The organism is Dyella sp. 333MFSha (assembly GCF_900102405.1).
GTDB classification, from domain to species: Bacteria; Pseudomonadota; Gammaproteobacteria; order Xanthomonadales; family Rhodanobacteraceae; genus Luteibacter; species Luteibacter mycovicinus.
This window is the reverse complement of the sequence record NZ_FNBR01000003.1, coordinates 136,376-153,950: the sequence shown is the minus strand read 5'-3', so window position 1 is coordinate 153,950 and position 17,575 is coordinate 136,376. Positions and strand designations below refer to the sequence as shown.

At 62.9% G+C, this 17,575-nt stretch carries 15 protein-coding genes and 1 pseudogene; 9 read left to right on the top strand and 7 right to left on the bottom strand.

All coding sequences use genetic code 11. From position 1 onward, the window contains the following. Positions 1-61: 61 nt before the first annotated feature. Positions 62-643 (bottom strand): porin family protein, encoded by a 582-nt coding sequence (locus BLT40_RS14035; RefSeq protein WP_036115822.1) that lies wholly within the window; start codon positions 641-643, stop codon positions 62-64. Between the two features lie 225 nt (positions 644-868). Continuing rightward, complete coding sequence (locus tag BLT40_RS14030) at positions 869-1,603, bottom strand: outer membrane protein (RefSeq protein WP_090354183.1); 735 nt, start codon at positions 1,601-1,603, stop codon at positions 869-871. A 225-nt stretch (positions 1,604-1,828) separates the two neighbouring features. Between BLT40_RS14030 and tkt the strand changes: the two genes are divergently transcribed. Continuing rightward, entirely contained in the window at positions 1,829-3,841 is a 2,013-nt protein-coding gene (gene tkt / locus BLT40_RS14025) for a transketolase (RefSeq protein ID WP_090354180.1), read from the top strand. 102 nt (positions 3,842-3,943) lie between these two features. Continuing rightward, the gene (locus BLT40_RS14020; protein WP_090354178.1) at positions 3,944-5,110 is read left to right on the top strand and encodes a nucleotide sugar dehydrogenase; all 1,167 of its coding nucleotides are present in this window, start codon (positions 3,944-3,946) and stop codon (positions 5,108-5,110) included. A gap of 330 nt (positions 5,111-5,440) precedes the next feature. Here BLT40_RS14020 and BLT40_RS14015 read toward each other — a convergent pair whose 3' ends face one another. From BLT40_RS14015 to BLT40_RS14000, 4 genes are all read right to left on the bottom strand, one after another. After that, positions 5,441-5,863 carry a hypothetical protein gene (locus tag BLT40_RS14015; protein ID WP_090354175.1) on the bottom strand — a complete coding sequence of 141 codons (423 nt, stop codon included), beginning with the start codon at positions 5,861-5,863 and terminating at the stop codon, positions 5,441-5,443. Positions 5,864-5,934: 71 nt separating this feature from the next. Further along, entirely contained in the window at positions 5,935-7,854 is a 1,920-nt protein-coding gene (locus BLT40_RS14010; RefSeq protein ID WP_090354173.1) for a M61 family metallopeptidase, read from the bottom strand. A gap of 116 nt (positions 7,855-7,970) precedes the next feature. Next, positions 7,971-8,621 carry an HAD hydrolase-like protein gene (locus BLT40_RS14005; protein WP_090354169.1) on the bottom strand — a complete coding sequence of 217 codons (651 nt, stop codon included), beginning with the start codon at positions 8,619-8,621 and terminating at the stop codon, positions 7,971-7,973. Beyond that, complete coding sequence (locus BLT40_RS14000; RefSeq protein ID WP_090354166.1) at positions 8,621-9,802, bottom strand: phosphoglycerate kinase; 1,182 nt, start codon at positions 9,800-9,802, stop codon at positions 8,621-8,623. The genes BLT40_RS14005 and BLT40_RS14000 overlap by 1 nt, the downstream gene beginning before the upstream one ends. A gap of 235 nt (positions 9,803-10,037) precedes the next feature. Here BLT40_RS14000 and maiA point away from each other — a divergent pair, with 235 nt between their 5' ends. Beyond that, positions 10,038-10,688, top strand: coding sequence for a maleylacetoacetate isomerase (maiA, locus tag BLT40_RS13995; RefSeq protein WP_090354164.1), 651 nt, complete (start codon positions 10,038-10,040; stop codon positions 10,686-10,688). A 124-nt stretch (positions 10,689-10,812) separates the two neighbouring features. Here maiA and BLT40_RS13990 read toward each other — a convergent pair whose 3' ends face one another. After that, positions 10,813-11,922, bottom strand: coding sequence for a PilT/PilU family type 4a pilus ATPase (locus BLT40_RS13990; protein WP_036115787.1), 1,110 nt, complete (start codon positions 11,920-11,922; stop codon positions 10,813-10,815). A gap of 96 nt (positions 11,923-12,018) precedes the next feature. Between BLT40_RS13990 and BLT40_RS13985 the strand changes: the two genes are divergently transcribed. The 6 genes and pseudogenes from BLT40_RS13985 to BLT40_RS13960 form a co-directional block, all read left to right on the top strand. Then, positions 12,019-12,576, top strand: a complete 558-nt coding sequence (locus BLT40_RS13985; protein ID WP_090354161.1) for a DUF4398 domain-containing protein — start codon at positions 12,019-12,021, stop codon at positions 12,574-12,576. Next, positions 12,576-13,232: a DUF4398 domain-containing protein gene (locus BLT40_RS13980; RefSeq protein ID WP_090354158.1), complete on the top strand. Its 657-nt coding sequence runs from the start codon at positions 12,576-12,578 to the stop codon at positions 13,230-13,232. Before BLT40_RS13985 ends, BLT40_RS13980 begins: the two co-directional genes overlap by 1 nt. Before the next feature lie 164 nt (positions 13,233-13,396). Continuing rightward, entirely contained in the window at positions 13,397-13,624 is a 228-nt protein-coding gene (locus BLT40_RS13975; RefSeq protein ID WP_079522847.1) for a YdcH family protein, read from the top strand. A gap of 207 nt (positions 13,625-13,831) precedes the next feature. Further along, the gene (locus BLT40_RS13970) at positions 13,832-15,202 is read left to right on the top strand and encodes a pyridoxal-phosphate dependent enzyme (RefSeq protein ID WP_036115776.1); all 1,371 of its coding nucleotides are present in this window, start codon (positions 13,832-13,834) and stop codon (positions 15,200-15,202) included. 15 nt (positions 15,203-15,217) lie between these two features. Continuing rightward, positions 15,218-17,050: a glutamine--fructose-6-phosphate transaminase (isomerizing) gene (gene glmS / locus BLT40_RS13965; protein ID WP_090354156.1), complete on the top strand. Its 1,833-nt coding sequence runs from the start codon at positions 15,218-15,220 to the stop codon at positions 17,048-17,050. After that, positions 17,047-17,508 (top strand): annotated as a pseudogene (locus tag BLT40_RS13960) (acyltransferase); the annotation flags it as partial. The gene glmS and the pseudogene BLT40_RS13960, both read left to right, overlap by 4 nt. Positions 17,509-17,575 lie beyond the last annotated feature (67 nt).

Sequence of the window (17,575 nt, the reverse complement as noted above, 5' to 3'; positions counted from 1 at the left end):
GGAACATGAAAAAGGCGCCGGGTAACCGGCGCCTTTTTTTATTTCCCGTTTCGCGGCGTGCTTAGAAGCGATATTCCGCCGACACCGACGTCATGTTGGTCGACAGATCCAGACCGTCCTTCTTGGCATCGTAGTGGTCGTAGTTGATGCCCATGCTCCAGTTCCTGTTGAAGTCATAGCCTACGCCCGCACCCGCATACCAGCTGGTCTTGTCCAGATCGTGGCGGTTGATGTCGTCGTTGCTGGTGCCGTGGCCCTTCCACGAGTAGATACCGGCACGGCCACTGATGTACCACTTCGGATCAATATTGAAGTGGCCATTCACGCCGGCGGTCCAGCCGTGCAGCTCGGACTTGCGACGATCAACGACGCGATCGCTGTTGAAGACATTCTTAGCGTGGATGTTGCCCAGGTCGTTGTAACCGGCCTCGACGCCCAGGGCAGCCCACGGGCTCACTGCCCAGCGGTAGCCGCCGTTGACCGCGTAACCGGTGTCGTGGCCGTCATAACGGCCCTTGTCCACGGAGGTGCGACCGACGTTGCCGTTGACGAACCAGCCAGCGCCGTTGGCGTCTTGCGCAAAGGCCGGAGCCGCAACGGAACCGGCGGCGACGAGGGCGAGCGCGATGAGGGTCTTCTTCATGGTGGATCTCTCCTGCTTTTCTTCTTGTTCGCTGCGACGGCCATGGGGGAATGCCACCGACAACGGCGCGGGGCCGGGGTGCCTCGCGTGAAAAATTAGATAAGGCCAGGCCTTCGAGATTCAATACCGGTCAGTGCAGTATTAATAAAAATTTAAGCCGCGACGGGGTGGCGTCGCGGCTTAAAGGTTTGAGCGTAAAACGTTGTTACGTGGCGAACGTGTCGCTTAGAAGCGGTATTCACCCGCCAGCGAGACGATACCGGTCGAGCGCTTGATGCCGCGCGAGATTTCGCCGGTAGCGTTGTTCTTGACCTTGCCCGCGTCAGCGTGGAAGTAGTCGTAGTTGGCGCCAACGCTGAAGTGCTCGTTGATATCCCAACCGGTGCCGACACCGCCGTACCAGCTGCCACGGTCGGCCTTGCCGCCGTTGGAGAAGCCGAGATCCTGGCTAACGCTGTTGTTGTAGTTCTGGTTGTTGTCGTTGGCGCGGAAGTAGCCGCCATGCGCGCTGAGGTACCAGCCCTGAACCAGGTTGACCTTACCGTTCACACCGACCATCCAGCCGCGCAGCGCGTTGCGCGTGCCCTTCTGATCGACGTCCTGGCCGTTCTCGAAGACGTTCTTGACGCGGTAGTTGCCGAGATCGGCATAGCCGGCTTCAAGGCCGAGGCCGAGATCCGGGCCGACCTTCCAGCGATAGCCGCCGAGCAGACCGTAGCCGGTGCGACGATCCTTGTTTCCCTTGAGGAAATTGAAACCGCCGTTGTTGCCGTCACCGAAGCCGCCATTGTCGCTGCCGTTGGTGCGGCCGACCTGGGCGCCGATGAACCAGTTGCCGCTACCGACGGCCTGGCTGGGCTGATAGTTGCCGGTCACTGCCGGGTTGGAATCCTGTGCGAAGGCCGGAATGGCCGCAAACGAGGCGCAAGAGACTGCAAGGGCAAGGGCTGCCTTTTTCATGGGACTGTTCCTCTTATTTTCGGGGCGGCCAACACTCAGGGGGAAGGGGGAGTGATGCTGGCCTTGTACGATTAGAGGCCCTCGTACCTGAAGAGATTCAAAAAGCAGAACTAAAAGATTAAGGCTTGGTTAACTTCCCTGCCGCGGCATGAACATCCACGACAAGCTCATGCCGGATGCGCGACAATCGTGGTTTTTCCGCAGCCTGCTAACTGGAGAATGCCGATGACGACACGCCGCGAACGCGCAAACGCGATCCGCGCCCTGGCCATGGATGGTGTCCAAGCCGCCAATTCCGGTCATCCGGGCATGCCCATGGGCATGGCCGACATCGCCGAGGTTCTGTGGGGAGATTTCCTTCATCACAACCCGACGAACCCGCACTGGCCCAATCGCGACCGCTTCGTTCTGTCGAACGGTCACGGCTCGATGCTCCAGTACGCCCTGCTGCACCTGACGGGCTATGACCTCGGCATCGAAGACCTCAAGCACTTCCGCCAACTGGGCTATCGCACGGCCGGCCACCCTGAGTACCACCACACCCCGGGCGTCGAGACCACCACCGGCCCACTCGGCCAGGGTCTGGCTAACGCGGTCGGTTTCGCGATCGCCGAGGAAGTCCTCGCCGCGCGCTTCAACCGCCCCGGCCATGACATCGTCGACCACCACACCTTCGTGTTCGTCGGTGACGGCTGCCTGATGGAAGGCATCTCGCACGAAGTGTCATCGCTCGCCGGTACGCTCAAGCTCGGCAAGCTTGTCGCGATCTACGACGACAACGGCATCTCGATCGACGGCGAAGTCCACGACTGGTTCACCGACAACACGGCCGAGCGCTTCCGCGCCTACGGCTGGAACGTCGTGGTCGGTGACGACGACAAGCCGGTCGACGGCCACGACGGCGACGCCATCAAGAAAGCCATCGCCTCGGCCACCAGCCAGAGCGAAAAGCCCTCGTTGATCATCTGCAAGACGATCATCGGCTTCGGTTCGCCGAACAAGGAAGGCAAGGAATCCTCGCACGGTGCCGCTCTGGGTGCGGACGAAATCAAACTCACGCGCGAGCGCCTGGGCTGGAACTACGGTCCGTTCGAAATCCCGCAGGCTGTCTACGATTCGTGGTCGGCAAAGGAAAAGGGCGCACAGAGCGAGCAGGCCTGGAACGAAAAGTTCGACGCGTATGCGAAGGCTTTCCCGGAACTCGCCGCCGAGTTCAAGCGTCGCACCTCGGGCGAGCTGCCGGGCAACTGGAAGAAGGATTCCGACGCTTATATCGCCAAGCTGCAGGCCGAAGGTCCGGTCGTGGCTTCGCGCAAGGCATCGCAGATGGCGCTCGATGCGTTCGGTCCGCTGCTTCCCGAGCTGATCGGTGGCTCCGCGGATCTGGCTCCGTCGAATCTCACCATCTGGAAGGGTTCCAAGAACATCGCCGACGGCGGTGCCGAAGGCAACTACATCCACTATGGCGTGCGCGAGTTCGGCATGTCGGCGATCTCCAACGGCATCGCGCTGCACGGTGGCTTCGTGCCGTACGACGCCACGTTCCTGGTCTTCTCCGACTACGCCCGCAACGCGGTGCGCATGTCCTGCCTGATCCCGGCTCACGCGATCCACGTATACACGCATGACTCGATCGGTCTGGGCGAAGACGGTCCGACCCATCAGCCGGTGGAACACCTCGGTTCGCTGCGCCTGATCCCGAACAACCGCGTGTGGCGCCCGGCCGATGCTGTCGAGTCGGCCGTGTCCTGGCAGAAGGCGATCGAGCGCACGGGCAACCCGTCGTGCCTGATCTTCTCGCGTCAGAACCTCAAGCATAATCCGCGCACGGAAGAGCAGGTCGCCAACATCGCCAAGGGCGGCTACGTCCTCTGGGAATCGGCCGAGAAGTTCAAGGCGATCATCATCGCCACGGGCTCCGAAGTCGGTATGGCCGTCGAAGCCGCACAGGCACTCGGCGACCAGGGCATCCCGGTCCGCGTCGTCTCCATGCCCTGCACCGAGGAATTCGACGCGCAGCCGGCCGAATACCGCGAAGGCGTCCTGCCGTCGTGGTGCCGCGCCCGCGTGGCGGTGGAAGCCGCCAGCGTCGATTTCTGGAGCAAGTACGTCGGCCTCGACGGCACGGCGGTCGGCATGACGACCTTCGGCGCTTCGGGCCCGATCGACAAGCTGTATGAGCACTTCGGCATCACGACCACGGCTGTGGTCGATGCGGTCAAGAGTGTCGTCAAGTAAGTCGCGTTCTTGTCTGTAAAGCTGGCGACCCAGGGGCCCGGGTCCGGTATCGCACCGGACCCGGGCCCGTTCGTTTGAGGAGGCCCTAGAGTAAACATGACTATGAAGATTGCTGTTGTCGGCACAGGTTATGTCGGACTGTCGAATGGCGTTCTGCTTTCGAAGATCGCCGAAGTCGTCGCGCTGGATATCGTCGAGAGCAAGGTGAAGATGCTCAACGAGCGCCGCTCGCCGATCGTGGACGCCGAACTGGTCTCGGCTCTGGCCAGTGACGGACTGAATTTCCGTGCAACCCTGGATCCACGGGACGCCTACGAAAATGCCTCGTTCGTCATCATCGCGACACCGACCGACTACGACCCCCAGACCAACTATTTCAATACCGGCTCCATCGAGACGGTGATCGGGCAGATCCTGGAGATCAACCCGAAGGCGACGATGATCATCAAGTCGACCATTCCGGTGGGCTATACGCGCAAGCTGCGCGAACGTTTCGGCGTCGAGAACATCATCTTCTCGCCGGAGTTCCTGCGCGAAGGCAAGGCGTTGTACGACAACCTGCACCCATCGCGAATCATCGTGGGGGATCACTCGCCGGAGGCGAAGGCCTTTGCCGAGCTGCTGCAGCGTGGCGCGGAGAAAAAGGATATCCCCGTCCTCTTTACCGATTCGACCGAGGCTGAGGCGATCAAGCTGTTCGCCAACACCTACCTCGCCATGCGCGTTTCGTACTTCAACGAACTCGATACGTATGCCGTGACGCACGGCCTGGACAGCCGACACATCATTGAAGGCATCTGCCTGGATCCTCGCATTGGCGCCGGCTATAACAATCCATCGTTCGGCTATGGCGGCTACTGCCTGCCCAAGGATACCAAGCAGCTGCTGGCGAACTATCAGAGCGTGCCGCAGACACTGATCAAGGCCATTGTCGAGTCGAACACGACGCGTAAGGACTTTATCGCTGACGATATTCTGCGGCGCAGGCCGAAGGTGGTGGGTATCTATCGCCTGATCATGAAGAGCGGATCGGATAATTTCCGCTCGTCGAGCATCCAGGGCATCATGAAACGCATCAAGGCCAAAGGCGTGGAAGTCATCGTCTATGAGCCCGTACTCGAGTCGAAAGAGTTTTTCCATTCCCGAGTCGTCAACGATTTGCCGAAGTTCAAGAAGGAAGCTGATGTGATCATCAGTAACCGGATGGCTGAGGCGCTTTCCGATGTTGCGGACAAGGTTTATACGCGCGATTTGTTTGGCGATAACTGAGTTCGGGGACCGGGCGCTTTCGCGCCCTGTGATCCTGTCGTCCGCTTCTCGGGCACTCCACGCCAGCTTCGCGTGGTACATGCCGATGGTCTGGTGCTGTGTGAGGATCTCGCGACGCCCACACTGCCCCGCCGGACCTGCGTGGACGCCAGTGTGGACAGGCAGGTTAGGGCGAAGGGCGTACCAAATTCGATATTCGTGAGGCGGAGACCCTGTAACGACGCTCCAGGTCGTCGGCGATGGCTCTCATTGAAGCGGCGTTTGTCTGGCGTGGCGCTTAATTCTAGGTGATCTGAACACGCCTGCTTTCAGCGTCCACTCCTAGAACGATTAGTGCACGCCGCCTATGCCGCCGCTGAAGGCGCCGAACGAGCCGAAAGAACTGTCGCTCATCGTCGGTGGCTGATCGGCTCGCTTGATGGGATCGCTCTGATTGCCGGGAACAGCGCCGGTAATATTCCCTGTGGCGGCGAGCGCGGTGATCACCGCAGTCGTGACCCAGCGCGTCGTTGCGCTGTAGCGGGGCCGATTGGCGAAAGCCGTACCGATGGCCTCATGATACGGCGAAGGATACGAGGACGATGAAGTCGGTTTCGCGACCAGTAGCGATGGTGAAGGTACGAATACCACCTGCGTTGCGGGGGGTGTGAGGTTGAGGCTCGGGCCGGCTACTGATGTGCTCTCAGAAGCCATGCCGACCGCGGGACCAGCCGAGGCGACGAGCATGATGAGCAGATAGTTCGACAAACGCATGATTCTTCCTTGGACGCGGGGCCGTTATGCGGAAGATAGTTCAGCCGGGTCGATAGCGAAAGTGCCCATGCTCAGTGGAGGGGTGTGAGCAGGTTCGCCAATCGATCCGGCGTGCCCCCAATCCGCTGGAGGTGGGGATAGCGCAATGGCCCTGTCGGCTGGATCTTAACGCTGGATTTTGCGTCGTTGGCGCTCAGGCCGAGGGTCAGACGCTGAGGCGCGGCAACGGTCAGAAGAGAGCGCAGGGCGTCTGCCGAGTAAGGTCTTCCATCCACACTTTCCACCCGCATGCCAGGTGCCACGCCGGCATCGAAAGCCGGCCCATCCCACGCGACACTTCGGATCATTCCGTCCTTGCCCAGAGTCATGCCGACCGCACTCGAGAAATCCTGTACGTCGCTGTCTGCTTCACTCGCCTTGGCGTAGTAAGTGGGGTTGCCATCGAAGACCAGCCGATAACCCTCCCGCTCGATGCCGTCGAGTGTGTCGGCTGGGTCGTGGGTGTCGAGCCGTTTCCGCAGAAACGTCGCCCAGTCGTTGGGCGCGACGCGGCGCAAAGCGGTGCACACGTCGTCGAAGGTATAGGTTTTTGTCACTGTGTCGCCTACCGCACCGCCAGCAAAGAACTCGCGGGCAAAGTCGTCGATACTTTTCGCGTCGTGAGTGCGTTCACGAATCTCTGCGTCAACAGCCAGCCACAAAAAGACGCCTTCCCCGTAATAGTCTTCGCGTCGCTGCCAGTCGCGCCACGACGTTGATTGGCCCCCGGCCGTGATTATCGCGTCGTTGGTACTGTCCTGCAGCGACTTCCAGGTGCGTCCCTTCTGAGCGAGCACTTGCGCCGCGCCCACCGCGAGAGCATCCAGCGTTTCCTGTTTCGTCCGCAGTCCGGATCGCGCCGCCAGCACGCGCCCCCAGAACTCGGTCTGGCCTTCGTAGACCCAGAGCAGACTCCCCCGTACGGGCGTGTTGAAGTCAGCTGTCCAAAGATCGGCAGGCTGGCGATAACGCCCGTTCCACGAATGGACGAACTCATGCGCCAGCAGATCGGCATTGATGAGGTCGCGCTCGTCGCCGGCAAAAAAGTCGGGCGGCAAGGTGTCGGTGCTGGACTGTGCCTGCTCGCTGCCGCCGGGGCCGGGTAGCGCGTCGTCCAGCGCCAGCAGGAAATCGTAGTGTCGGTAATGCCGCGTCGGGAACACCTTGCCTGCCTGCTGCACCATCGCCCGAAGCGCGTCGAGATGGGCTGGTTTGATGGCGATCCTGCGCTCGTCATTGGCAAACACATTCAGGGTGACCGGCGCTTCGCCTTTGCGCGCTAGCGCATAACGCCCGACGTGGCGCGACGCGTAGACGGGCGAGTCGACCAGTGTCTCCAGTGAGTTGGTGCGAAACCGTGTTGCATCGCCCGGGCTGCTCTCCAGCGCCGTGGCGGAGGCGAAGCCATTTGGCAAGGTAACTCGTGCACTTACAGGGATATTGCGCGTGAACCACCCTGCCGGGTAAAGCACAACGTTTTGCCAGGGTACCGTGACCGTGGACGCTGTCATGACAACGGCGCCCTGGCGAAGACTGAAGGGCGACAGGTACTGGAACGACACGTCGAGCGCTTTCGCGTCGGCCGGAACGTCCACATGGAAGGCGAACATGTTGACAGTATCGCGTTCCCATTTCAGGGGCCGGCCGTTCGATACGACGGTCAAGCCTGTGAGGCCCGCTACCGACGCCGTGGGGGCATGGCTTGCGGTTTCCCATTGCGGGTACAGGAGGACCATGGGTCCCGCTGCCTGTACCGGGATCGACTCCCGGACGCGGTAGATGCGCTGGCTCAGGTTGGAGGCGTCGACATCCAGCGTTATCTGCCCGTTGAAAGGCACATCGCGTGCGACAGGAATCGGCGGGGGGAGCGGTACCGGCTGTGGGCCGTCGGAAGCTGCGCTGGCTTGAGCGAAGACGAGGGACAGAATGACGGCGGAAGCAACGACGCGCATGCGGTGCGATACCTTGGCGGAAGGGAGTGGTGCCAGCTGGGTGTCCCCACGATAAGCGCATCGTCGCGGGGCACCCAGTGACCATCGGCATGGCCGCCCGGTCGTCCATTCAGGCCTCAGCCGGGAACGGTGGCACCCACCAGTGTTGCGATTTCAGCCGGTGTTTCAACCACCTTCCAGGCCCCGGCCTTATCCAGTTCCTCGCGATCGCCGAAGCCCCAGAGGACGCCGATGCCACGAACACCGTTGGCGACCGCGCCGTCGATGTCGAAGTGGCGATCGCCGATCATGATCACGTCGTCCACGATGTGCCCGAAGTCCGCGATCGCCGCGGCGATCATCTCGGCTTTCTCGCTCTTCGACGTCGACGGATCGGGCGCATAGAGCGCATCGAACGCATCGCCGAAGGGCAGGTGGGCGATGATCGGCTCCGCATGCGGACGCACCTTGCTGGTGACGACCGCCAGCTTGTGGCCGGCGCCCGCCAGCGCGGAGATCAGGTCGGCGATGCCCGGGTACACGGTGTGCTCGGACCAGCCGACATCGTGGAAGCGCTGCGAGTAAGCCGCGACGGCTTGCTCGACGCGTTCGCTGTCACCATTCAGGAGCTCACCGAAGCTGACCCGAAGTGGTGGACCGATCCATGAGCGCAGCACGGTGTCGTCAGGCACGTCCGCGCCGACGGTCGCCAGCGAATGGCGAACGCCGGCGAAGATGCCGATCTCCGAGTTGATGAGGGTGCCGTCCAGGTCGAAGAGAATCAGCATTACTTCGAATCCGCACGAGCCTTGAGCGCGGCCACGGCCGGCAGCTCCTTGCCTTCGAGGAATTCGAGGAAGGCGCCGCCACCCGTCGAGATGTACGACACGCCGTCTTCGATACCGTACTTGTCGACGGCCGCCAGGGTGTCGCCGCCACCGGCGATCGAGAAGGCCTTCGACGAAGCGATGGCACGCGCCAGCGTTTCCGTGCCCTTGCCGAACGCATCGAACTCGAACACGCCGACCGGGCCATTCCAGACGACCGTACCGGCCTTGGCGATCAGATCCGCATAGCGCTTCGCAGTATCCGGGCCGATATCGAGGATCATCTCGTCGTCGGCGACCTGATCCACCGCCTTGACCGTGGCCTTCGCCGTAGCCGAGAACTCGGTGGCGACCACCACGTCGGTCGGCACTGGCACGTCGGCGCCACGTGCCCTGGCATCCGCCATGATCTTTTTCGCGGTGTCGAGCAGGTCCGCTTCGACCAGCGACTTGCCGACCTTGTGGCCGGAGGCGAGGATGAACGTGTTGGCGATGCCGCCGCCGACGATCAGCTGCTCGACGCGACCGACGAGGTTCTGCAGCAACTCGAGCTTGGTCGACACCTTGGATCCGGCGACGATGGCGAGCAGCGGCTTCTGCGGGTTTTCCAGCGCCTTGCCCAGCGCATCCAGTTCCTTCGCCAGCAGCGGACCCGCGGCGGCGACGGGAGCGAAACGGATCACGCCGTGCGTGGAGGCCTGCGCGCGGTGCGCGGTGCCGAAGGCATCCATGACGAAGATGTCGCACAGGGCGGCGTACTTCTTCGACAGGGCCTCATCGTCCTTGCCTTCGCCGACATTCATGCGGCAGTTCTCGAGTACGACCACCTCGCCATCGGCCACGTCGACGCCGTCGAGATAGTCGCGTACCAGGCGTACGTCTTTGCCGAGCTTTTCGCCGAGCCACTCAGCCACCGGCTTCAGCGAGGAAGCTTCGTCGAATTCGCCTTCCTTCGGCCGGCCAAGGTGCGAGATCACCATCACCTTCGCGCCAGCGTCGCGCGCGGCGACGATGGTGGGCAGGGAGGCATCGAGGCGCTGGGTGGACGTGATCTTGCCGTTCTCGACAGGCACGTTCAGATCTTCACGGATCAGGACTCGCTTGCCTTTGAGGTCGAGGTCTTGCATGCGGATGACGGGCACGGTGAGGCTCCAGCTAGGGGAAGGAGAATTCGCCATTGTCCGCGTCCTTGATGGGGTGGCGCAAATCCGTGTCGCCAGCAGGGCTGGCTGTTACAGGTCGCCAGCGGGGCTGGCTCCTACAGGTCTGCCGTAGCCCTGTAGGAGCCAGCCCCGCTGGCGACCCGCGCGGCAGCGCGGCAAGGCTTGCCCCGGTCCCAGCGCTAGAATCGGGAATTCCCCGCCAAGGAAGCCCCTCATGTCCCTCACCCTTTACACGTATTGGCGCTCCAGCGCCGCCTACCGCGTCCGCATCGCCCTCAACCTCAAAGGCCTGGACTACGAAGCGCGCCCCGTGCATCTGGTCAACGAGGGCGGCGAACATCTGAAGGCCGACTACCGCGAAGTCTCCCCGCAGGCCCAGCTACCCACGCTGGTCGACGGCGACCGCGTCATTCGCCAGTCGATGGCGATCCTGGAATACCTCGACGAGACCCGGCCGGATCGGGCCCTGATGCCCGCGGATGCGCAGGGCAGGGCGAAAGTCCGCGAGCTGATGCAGGCGGTGGGCACGGATATCCACCCGCTGGGCAATCTGCGGGTCCTGAAAGCGATCGAGACGGAATTCGGGGCCGATCAGGCGGCGAAAGAGGGGTGGTCGCGGCGCTGGATCCAGCACGGTTTCGACGGCATCGAGGCCCTGCTCGCCGAGGGTGCGGCCGGAACGTTCAGCTATGGCGATACGCCGACGCTGGCCGATTGCTGTCTCGTCCCGCAGTTCTACAACGCGTTGCGCTGGGGGGTGGATCTGGCGCCGTATCCGACGATCCGGCGAGTAGTGGAGGCATGCCAGGCGCTCGAGGCGTTCCAGCGGGCGGCGCCAGAAGTTCAGCCAGACGCTCCAGCCTGACCTCAGAACCGTGTAGGAGCGCGCCCCGCGCGCGAAAAGCCAACGAAGCGAAGAGGCGGTAACTCTGCAACCCCCGCCCTGCCGCTGTCGCGCGCGGGGCGCGCTCCTACATTAGTGGGTGGTGTCAGACCCCGATTCCGTAGGGATCGCTGGAAGCAAACTCATTGCCCGTCGCACCTTCCGACAGACGAATCTTCAGTGCCAGGCCATCGCGCGAATCCGCCTTGTTCAGGCACTCCTCGAGCGTGATCTTGCCGTCCTTGTACAGGCGGTAGAGCGACTGGTCGAAGGTCTGCATGCCTTCCTGCAGGCTGCGGTCCATGGCGTCCTTCACCTCGTGGATCTGGCCGCGGCGGATCATGTCGCGGATCAGCGGGGTGTTGAGCAGCACCTCGGTCGCCGGCATGCGGCGGCCGTCCTTGCCGATCACCAGGCGCTGGCTGATCACCGCGCGCAGGTTGAGGGCCAGGTTCATCAGCACGTTCTTGTGCGCCGACTCGCCGAAGAAGTTGAGGATGCGCTCCAGGGTCTGGTCGGCGTTGTTCGAGTGCAGGGTGGCCAGGCACAGGTGACCGGTCTCGGAGAACGAGATGGCGGCCTCCATCGTCTCGGTGTCGCGGATCTCACCGATCATGATGACGTCCGGGGCCTCGCGCATCGCGTTCTTCAGCGCCTCGTGATAGCTGTGGGTATCCAGTCCCACCTCACGCTGGTTGACGATGGACCGCTTGTGCCGGTGCAGGTACTCGATCGGGTCCTCGATGGTGAGGATATGGCCCGAGCTGTTGCTGTTGCGGTGGTCGAGCATGGCCGCCAGGGTGGTGGACTTGCCCGAGCCGGTAGCGCCCACGACCAGGATCAGGCCGCGTGGCTCCATGATCAGATCGCGGAAAATCGTCGGCAGCTGCAGCTCTTCCAGCGAGGGGATCTCGCTCTTGATGGCACGGATGACCATGCCGATCTCGCCGCGCTGCTTGAACACGTTGATACGGAAGCGGCCGGCCTCCTTCACGGCCAGGGCCATGTTCAGCTCGAGATCGCGCTCGAACTGCGGTACCTGACCCTCGTCCATGAGCGAATAGGCGATCTTCTTGACCATGCCGCTCGGCAGGCCGGTATTTCCCAACGGGTACAGCTTGCCTTCCACCTTGATGTTCACAGGGGCGCCGGTCGTCAGGAACATATCCGACGCGCCCTTGTCCACCATCAGCTTAAGGAAATAACCGATATCCACCTAAACCCCCGGACGTTCATTACAATCGAGTCGAGGTCATAGCCTGACCGTTATATATATCGACAATATCTCGCAAACCTGTACGAGGAACGAGTGATGGTGCACAACTTGCCGTCGAAAGCCCTTTCCAAGGGCCGCCGGCTCATTGCTCAGGCCGCCCTGGGCCTTGGTATCGCTACGCTCGCCGGCTGTGCCAGCGCCCCCCCACCCGACGGCTCGATGAACCAGGCACTGGCCCAGCTGCAGGCTGCCAGAGACGCCGGAGCGGCCGATTATGCGCCGGTCGATCTCGATTATGCGCAGGCAAAATTCCGTCAGGCGCAGGCCGCGATGGCCAGCCGCAAGTACGACGAGGCGGCGGTGCTCGCCGACGAGTCGCGTGCCGACAGCGAACTGGCCCGGGCCAAGGCCCGTCTGGGAGCCGCCCGCGCCCAGAACACCGCCAAGAGCCAGGAAAACTCCCGCATGCGCGTCGAGATGATCGACAACCATGCCAACGACACGGTGCCCATCCCGACCAACGTGCAGGAAACCGAATCGGTCCTGCCCGAGCCGACGGACAGCACGCAGCCGCCGGTCGGTGGTCAGACCCAGCCCCTGAATGACAATTCGGGCAACCAGATCCAGCCGTCCACCAACCAGGGAGGCCAGTGATGAAGCGTTCGACCCTCCTTACCTCCGCGCTGGCCCTTGCGCTTGCCACGGGCAGTGTCATGGCCGCCACGGACGACCTGGACATCCGCCGTCTCAATTCGAGCCTGGACCAGCTGTCGTCGGACCCCGTGTTGGGCAATTACGCCCAGGCTGAACAGGCTCGCGCCCGCGAAGCGATCAGCCAGATGGCCCAGTTCCGTCCCAAGGACAAGGAGCACGGCCATTTGCTGTATGTCGCCGAGCGCCGGGTGGACATCGCCAAGGCGATGGCCCAGTACCAGGATGCCCAGGCCAAGAGCGCCCAGCTGGACCGCGAGCATGACGCCATCCTGCTGGAGGCCAGTCGGCTCGACGCCGAGATGGCCCGTCGCCAGCTCGAGCAGCAGCGTGCCCAGAACCAGATGATCCAGGAAGAGGCCGCCCGGCTTCAGCAGCAGGGCGTCGACTACGCCCAGGCGCTGGAGCAGGCCAAGGCTGAAGGCGACAAGGCCAAACAGGTCGCCGCGGCACAGGCCAAGGTGGCTAACGCCGCCAAGAAGCAGGCCGCGCTGGCCGAGGCTGCCGCGCGCGCCATGCGCGATATGAACTCGTCCGACGGTGGGGCGCCAGCCTCCACGCCTGCACCGAAAAAGAGCAAGAAAACCGACGGCAACTGAGAAATATCGCTCTTGCAGGCGTATGGCTAGCGGAGTAGCTTCGGTCTCCCGGCACCCGAAAATTCAGGGTGCCGGTCCTGCCGGAGCATGCGAAGAACTAGCCCGCATGGCTCCCCTCACGACCGGCCCGCGCATCGGGCCGATCCCACCGCGAGGAGTTTGCAATGTTCGAAAACCAGCAGCGTGACGACGTCGAGAAGTTCATCCACGCCAGTGCGGAAACCCGTCGTCTCTTCTATCGCCACCAGGAACTCGATACCAAGTTGCATGACGCCAATATCGGCTGTCTGCCTATCGACGACGCAAGCCTTGTGGGCCTCAAGAGGGAAAAGCTGCAGGCGAAGGAAAAGCTCCAACGAATGTGGGATAGCTGGCAACAGTCGCCACACTGACCACCCATAATCAGTTCATTAATTGACCGACGGGCGCCGAAAGGTGCCCGTTTTGCATCTGTAGGAGCGCGCCCCGCGCGCGACCCCGCCTACCCCCTTTCGCCTCCGCCAATCAGCCGGGCATCCGTTCACGGGCACACCCTTTATGATGTGCGCCCATAGGGCGAGGTCGCAGGGGCCGCGCCGTTCCAGACGATTGGAGTTTCAATGAGTGTTCATGACAGCGTCCTCGACCTGATCGGTCATACCCCGATGGTGCGCGCCCAGCGCCTGGACGCGGGCCCGTGCGAGCTCTTTCTCAAGCTCGAGAGCGCCAACCCGGGCGGATCCGTCAAGGACCGTATCGGCATGTCGATGATCGAAGGCGCCGAGCGCGCCGGCAAGATCAAGCCGGGCGACACCCTCGTGGAAGGTACCGCCGGTAATACTGGTCTCGGCCTGGCGCTGGTCGCCCAACAGAAGGGCTACCGGCTCGTGCTGGTCGTGCCGGACAAGATGAGCCGGGAAAAGATCTTCAACCTCAAGGCGATGGGTGCGGAAGTGGTGCTGACCCGTTCGGATGTCGCCAAGGGACATCCGGAGTACTACCAGGACATGGCGGAGCGCATCGCGCGCGAAACCCCGGGTGCGTACTTCATCAACCAGTTCGGCAACCCGGACAACCCGCTCGCGCACGTGCAGACGACGGGGCCGGAAATCCTCGCGCAGATGGACGGCAAGGTCGACGCCATCGTGGTTGGCTGTGGCTCGTCCGGCACCATGAGCGGCCTGACCGCCTACCTGAAAGAGCACTCGCCGAACACGCGGATCATCCTCGCGGATCCGGTGGGCTCGATCCTCGCCGAGTACATCAACGAGGGTACCCTCTCGGAGAAGTCCGGCAGCTGGATGGTCGAAGGCATCGGTGAAGATTTCCTGCCATCGATCAGCGACTTCTCGCTCGTCGAGAAGGCATTCGCCATCACCGACAAGGAAAGCTTCCTGGCCGCGCGCGAACTGCTGGCGAAGGAGGGTGTCCTCGGCGGCTCCTCCACCGGCACGCTGCTCGCCGCCGCGCTGAAATACTGCCGCGAACAGACCACGCCCAAGCGCGTGGTCACGCTGGTCTGCGATACCGGCAACAAATACCTGTCGAAGATGTACAACGACTACTGGATGCTGGACAACGGCTTCCTGGAACGCGAGCGCTACAACGACCTGCGCGATCTGATCCTGCGTCCGTATGCCCAGCGCGATACGGTCGTGATCAAGCCGGACGACATGCTCGTGACCGCCTATAACCGCATGAAGCTCTACGACGTCTCGCAGCTTCCCGTGATGGAAGGCGACCGTATTGTCGGCATCCTCGACGAATCGGACGTGCTGCTTCACGTGCATGCCGACGAGGCGAAGTTCCGCGACCCCGTGTCCACCGCGATGATCGCTTCGCCGGAAATGCTCCAGGTCCGGGAGCCGATCGAGGCACTCTTGCCCGTGTTCGAGAAGGGTCACGTGGCCATCGTCGTCGACGGCGACCAGTTCCTCGGTCTGATCACCCGGATCGACCTGCTCAATTACCTGCGCCGCAAAGTTAACTGATAAGGATTCTGAACCATGTGTGGAATCGTCGCCGCTGTCGCCCAGCGTGATATCGCACCCATTCTGATCGCGGGCCTCAAAGCCCTCGAGTATCGCGGCTACGATTCCGCGGGCATGGCCATCGCGGACGCCGGCGAGATTCGCCGGGTGCGTGCGAAGGGCAAGGTTCGCGAGATGGAAGCGCTGTACGACGCCGATCCCGTCCCGGGCGGCACCGGTATCGCGCATACCCGCTGGGCCACGCACGGCGTGCCCAGCGAAAAGAACGCGCATCCGCACGTACAGGGCCGGATCGCCATCGTGCACAACGGCATCATCGAGAACTACGCGTCGCTGCGTGAGGGTCTGAAAGCGAAGGGTCGTACCTTCCACTCCGAGACCGACACGGAAGTGATGGGCGCGGTCATCGACGAGCACGTGCAGGCGGGTAAGCCGCTGCGCGAAGCGGTTACCGCCGCCGTGCGCGAACTCGAAGGTGCGTACGCCATCGCGGTGATGAGTCTGGACGAGCCCGAGCGTATCGTCGGTGCCCGTCGCGGCTGCCCGCTGCTGGTCGGCATCGGCATCGGCGAGCACTTCCTCGGGTCGGACGCGCAGGCGCTGATCAAGGTCACCAACCGCATGATGTACCTCGAGGAAGACGACGTCGTCGAGATCACCCGTGAAACCGTCGAGGTGTTCGATCTCGACGGCAAGCGTGTCGACCGTACCGCGCACGAGAGCGAGATCAGTGCCGACTCGGTCGAGCGCGGCGAATACCGCCACTACATGCAGAAGGAGATCTTCGAGCAGCCGCGTGCCGTGGCCGACACCCTCGAAGGGCGCATCGGTCCGCACGGCGTGTTGCCCAATATCTTCGGCATCGACGCCGATCCGATCCTCGACAAGACGCGCGCCATCCATATCGTGGCCTGCGGTACGAGCTACCACGCCGGTATGGTCGCCAAGTACTGGATCGAGGAATTCGCCCGGATCCCGGTCGTCGTCGAAGTGGCCAGCGAATACCGCTACCGCGATGTGGTCGTGCCCGAGAACACGCTGTTCGTCGCCGTCTCCCAGTCGGGCGAAACCGCCGATACCCTGGCGGCCATGCGCGAGTCGCGTCGTCGCGGTTACCTGGCGACGTTCGCCATCTGCAATGTGCCCGAGTCGTCCGTCGTGCGCGAGTCCGATCTGCGTCTAATGACACGAGCGGGCCCGGAGATCGGCGTCGCCTCGACCAAGGCCTTTACCACGCAGCTGACCGCATTCGCCCTGCTGGCGCTGGATCTCGGTCGTCGTCGTGGACTCGACAACGCGAAGTACCTCGAGCACTGCAAGGAGTTGCAGTCGCTGCCGCGCTATATCGAGAACGCGCTGAAGAGCGAAGCGGAGATCATCACGGTCGCCGATCACTTCGTCGCGAAACAGCATGCGCTGTTCCTCGGTCGCGGCGCACAGTTTCCCGTGGCGCTCGAAGGCTCGCTCAAGCTAAAGGAAATCTCGTACATCCACGCGGAGGCTTATCCGGCGGGTGAGCTGAAGCACGGCCCGCTGGCGCTGGTCGACGAGAATATGCCGATCGTGGCCGTAGCCCCGAATGGCCCGCTGCTGGACAAGCTGAAGTCCAACCTTCAGGAAGTTCGTGCACGCGGCGGCGAGCTGATCGTTTTCGCCGACGAGCGTGCGGAGCTGGACGAGGATTCGCAGGAGAACATCGCGACGGTGCGCGTCGACGGCGGTGGCGATCTGATCGCGCCGGCTGTGTTTACGATTCCGATGCAGCTGCTTGCGTACCACGTGGCCGTGATGCGCGGGACGGATGTGGACCAGCCGCGTAACCTGGCCAAGTCGGTGACCGTGGAATGAGTGACGCGCCGTTGATTCATGCGACCGCTGACGTCCAGGCGCTGAAGATCGGTGCCCGGACCCGCGTTTGGCAGTTCGTCGTGATCCTGCCGCATGCAGAGATCGGCGAGGACTGCAACATCTGCTCGCATTGCTTCATTGAGAACGACGTGGTCGTGGGTGACCGGGTCACAGTGAAGAGTGGCGTGCAGTTGTGGGACGGCGTTCGGCTGGAGGACGATGTTTTCGTCGGGCCGAATGTCACTTTTACCAATGATCGTATGCCGCGGTCGCGGGTGCGGCCGGATGCTTTCCCGCAGGCACGCGTGCGGCGAGGAGCTTCAATTGGGGGTGGGGCAACCATCCTGCCAGGCATTGAGATTGGCGAGCGGGCGATGGTGGGTGCTGGTGCCGTGGTGACGCGTGACGTAGCGCCGGGGGCTATCGTCGTCGGCTCGCCGGCGAGGGTGATCGGCCACGTCGTGGAAGATCACTTAGCCTGATCGTTGGCCCCCACGGCAATCGATGCGATCATCGGTGCCTACG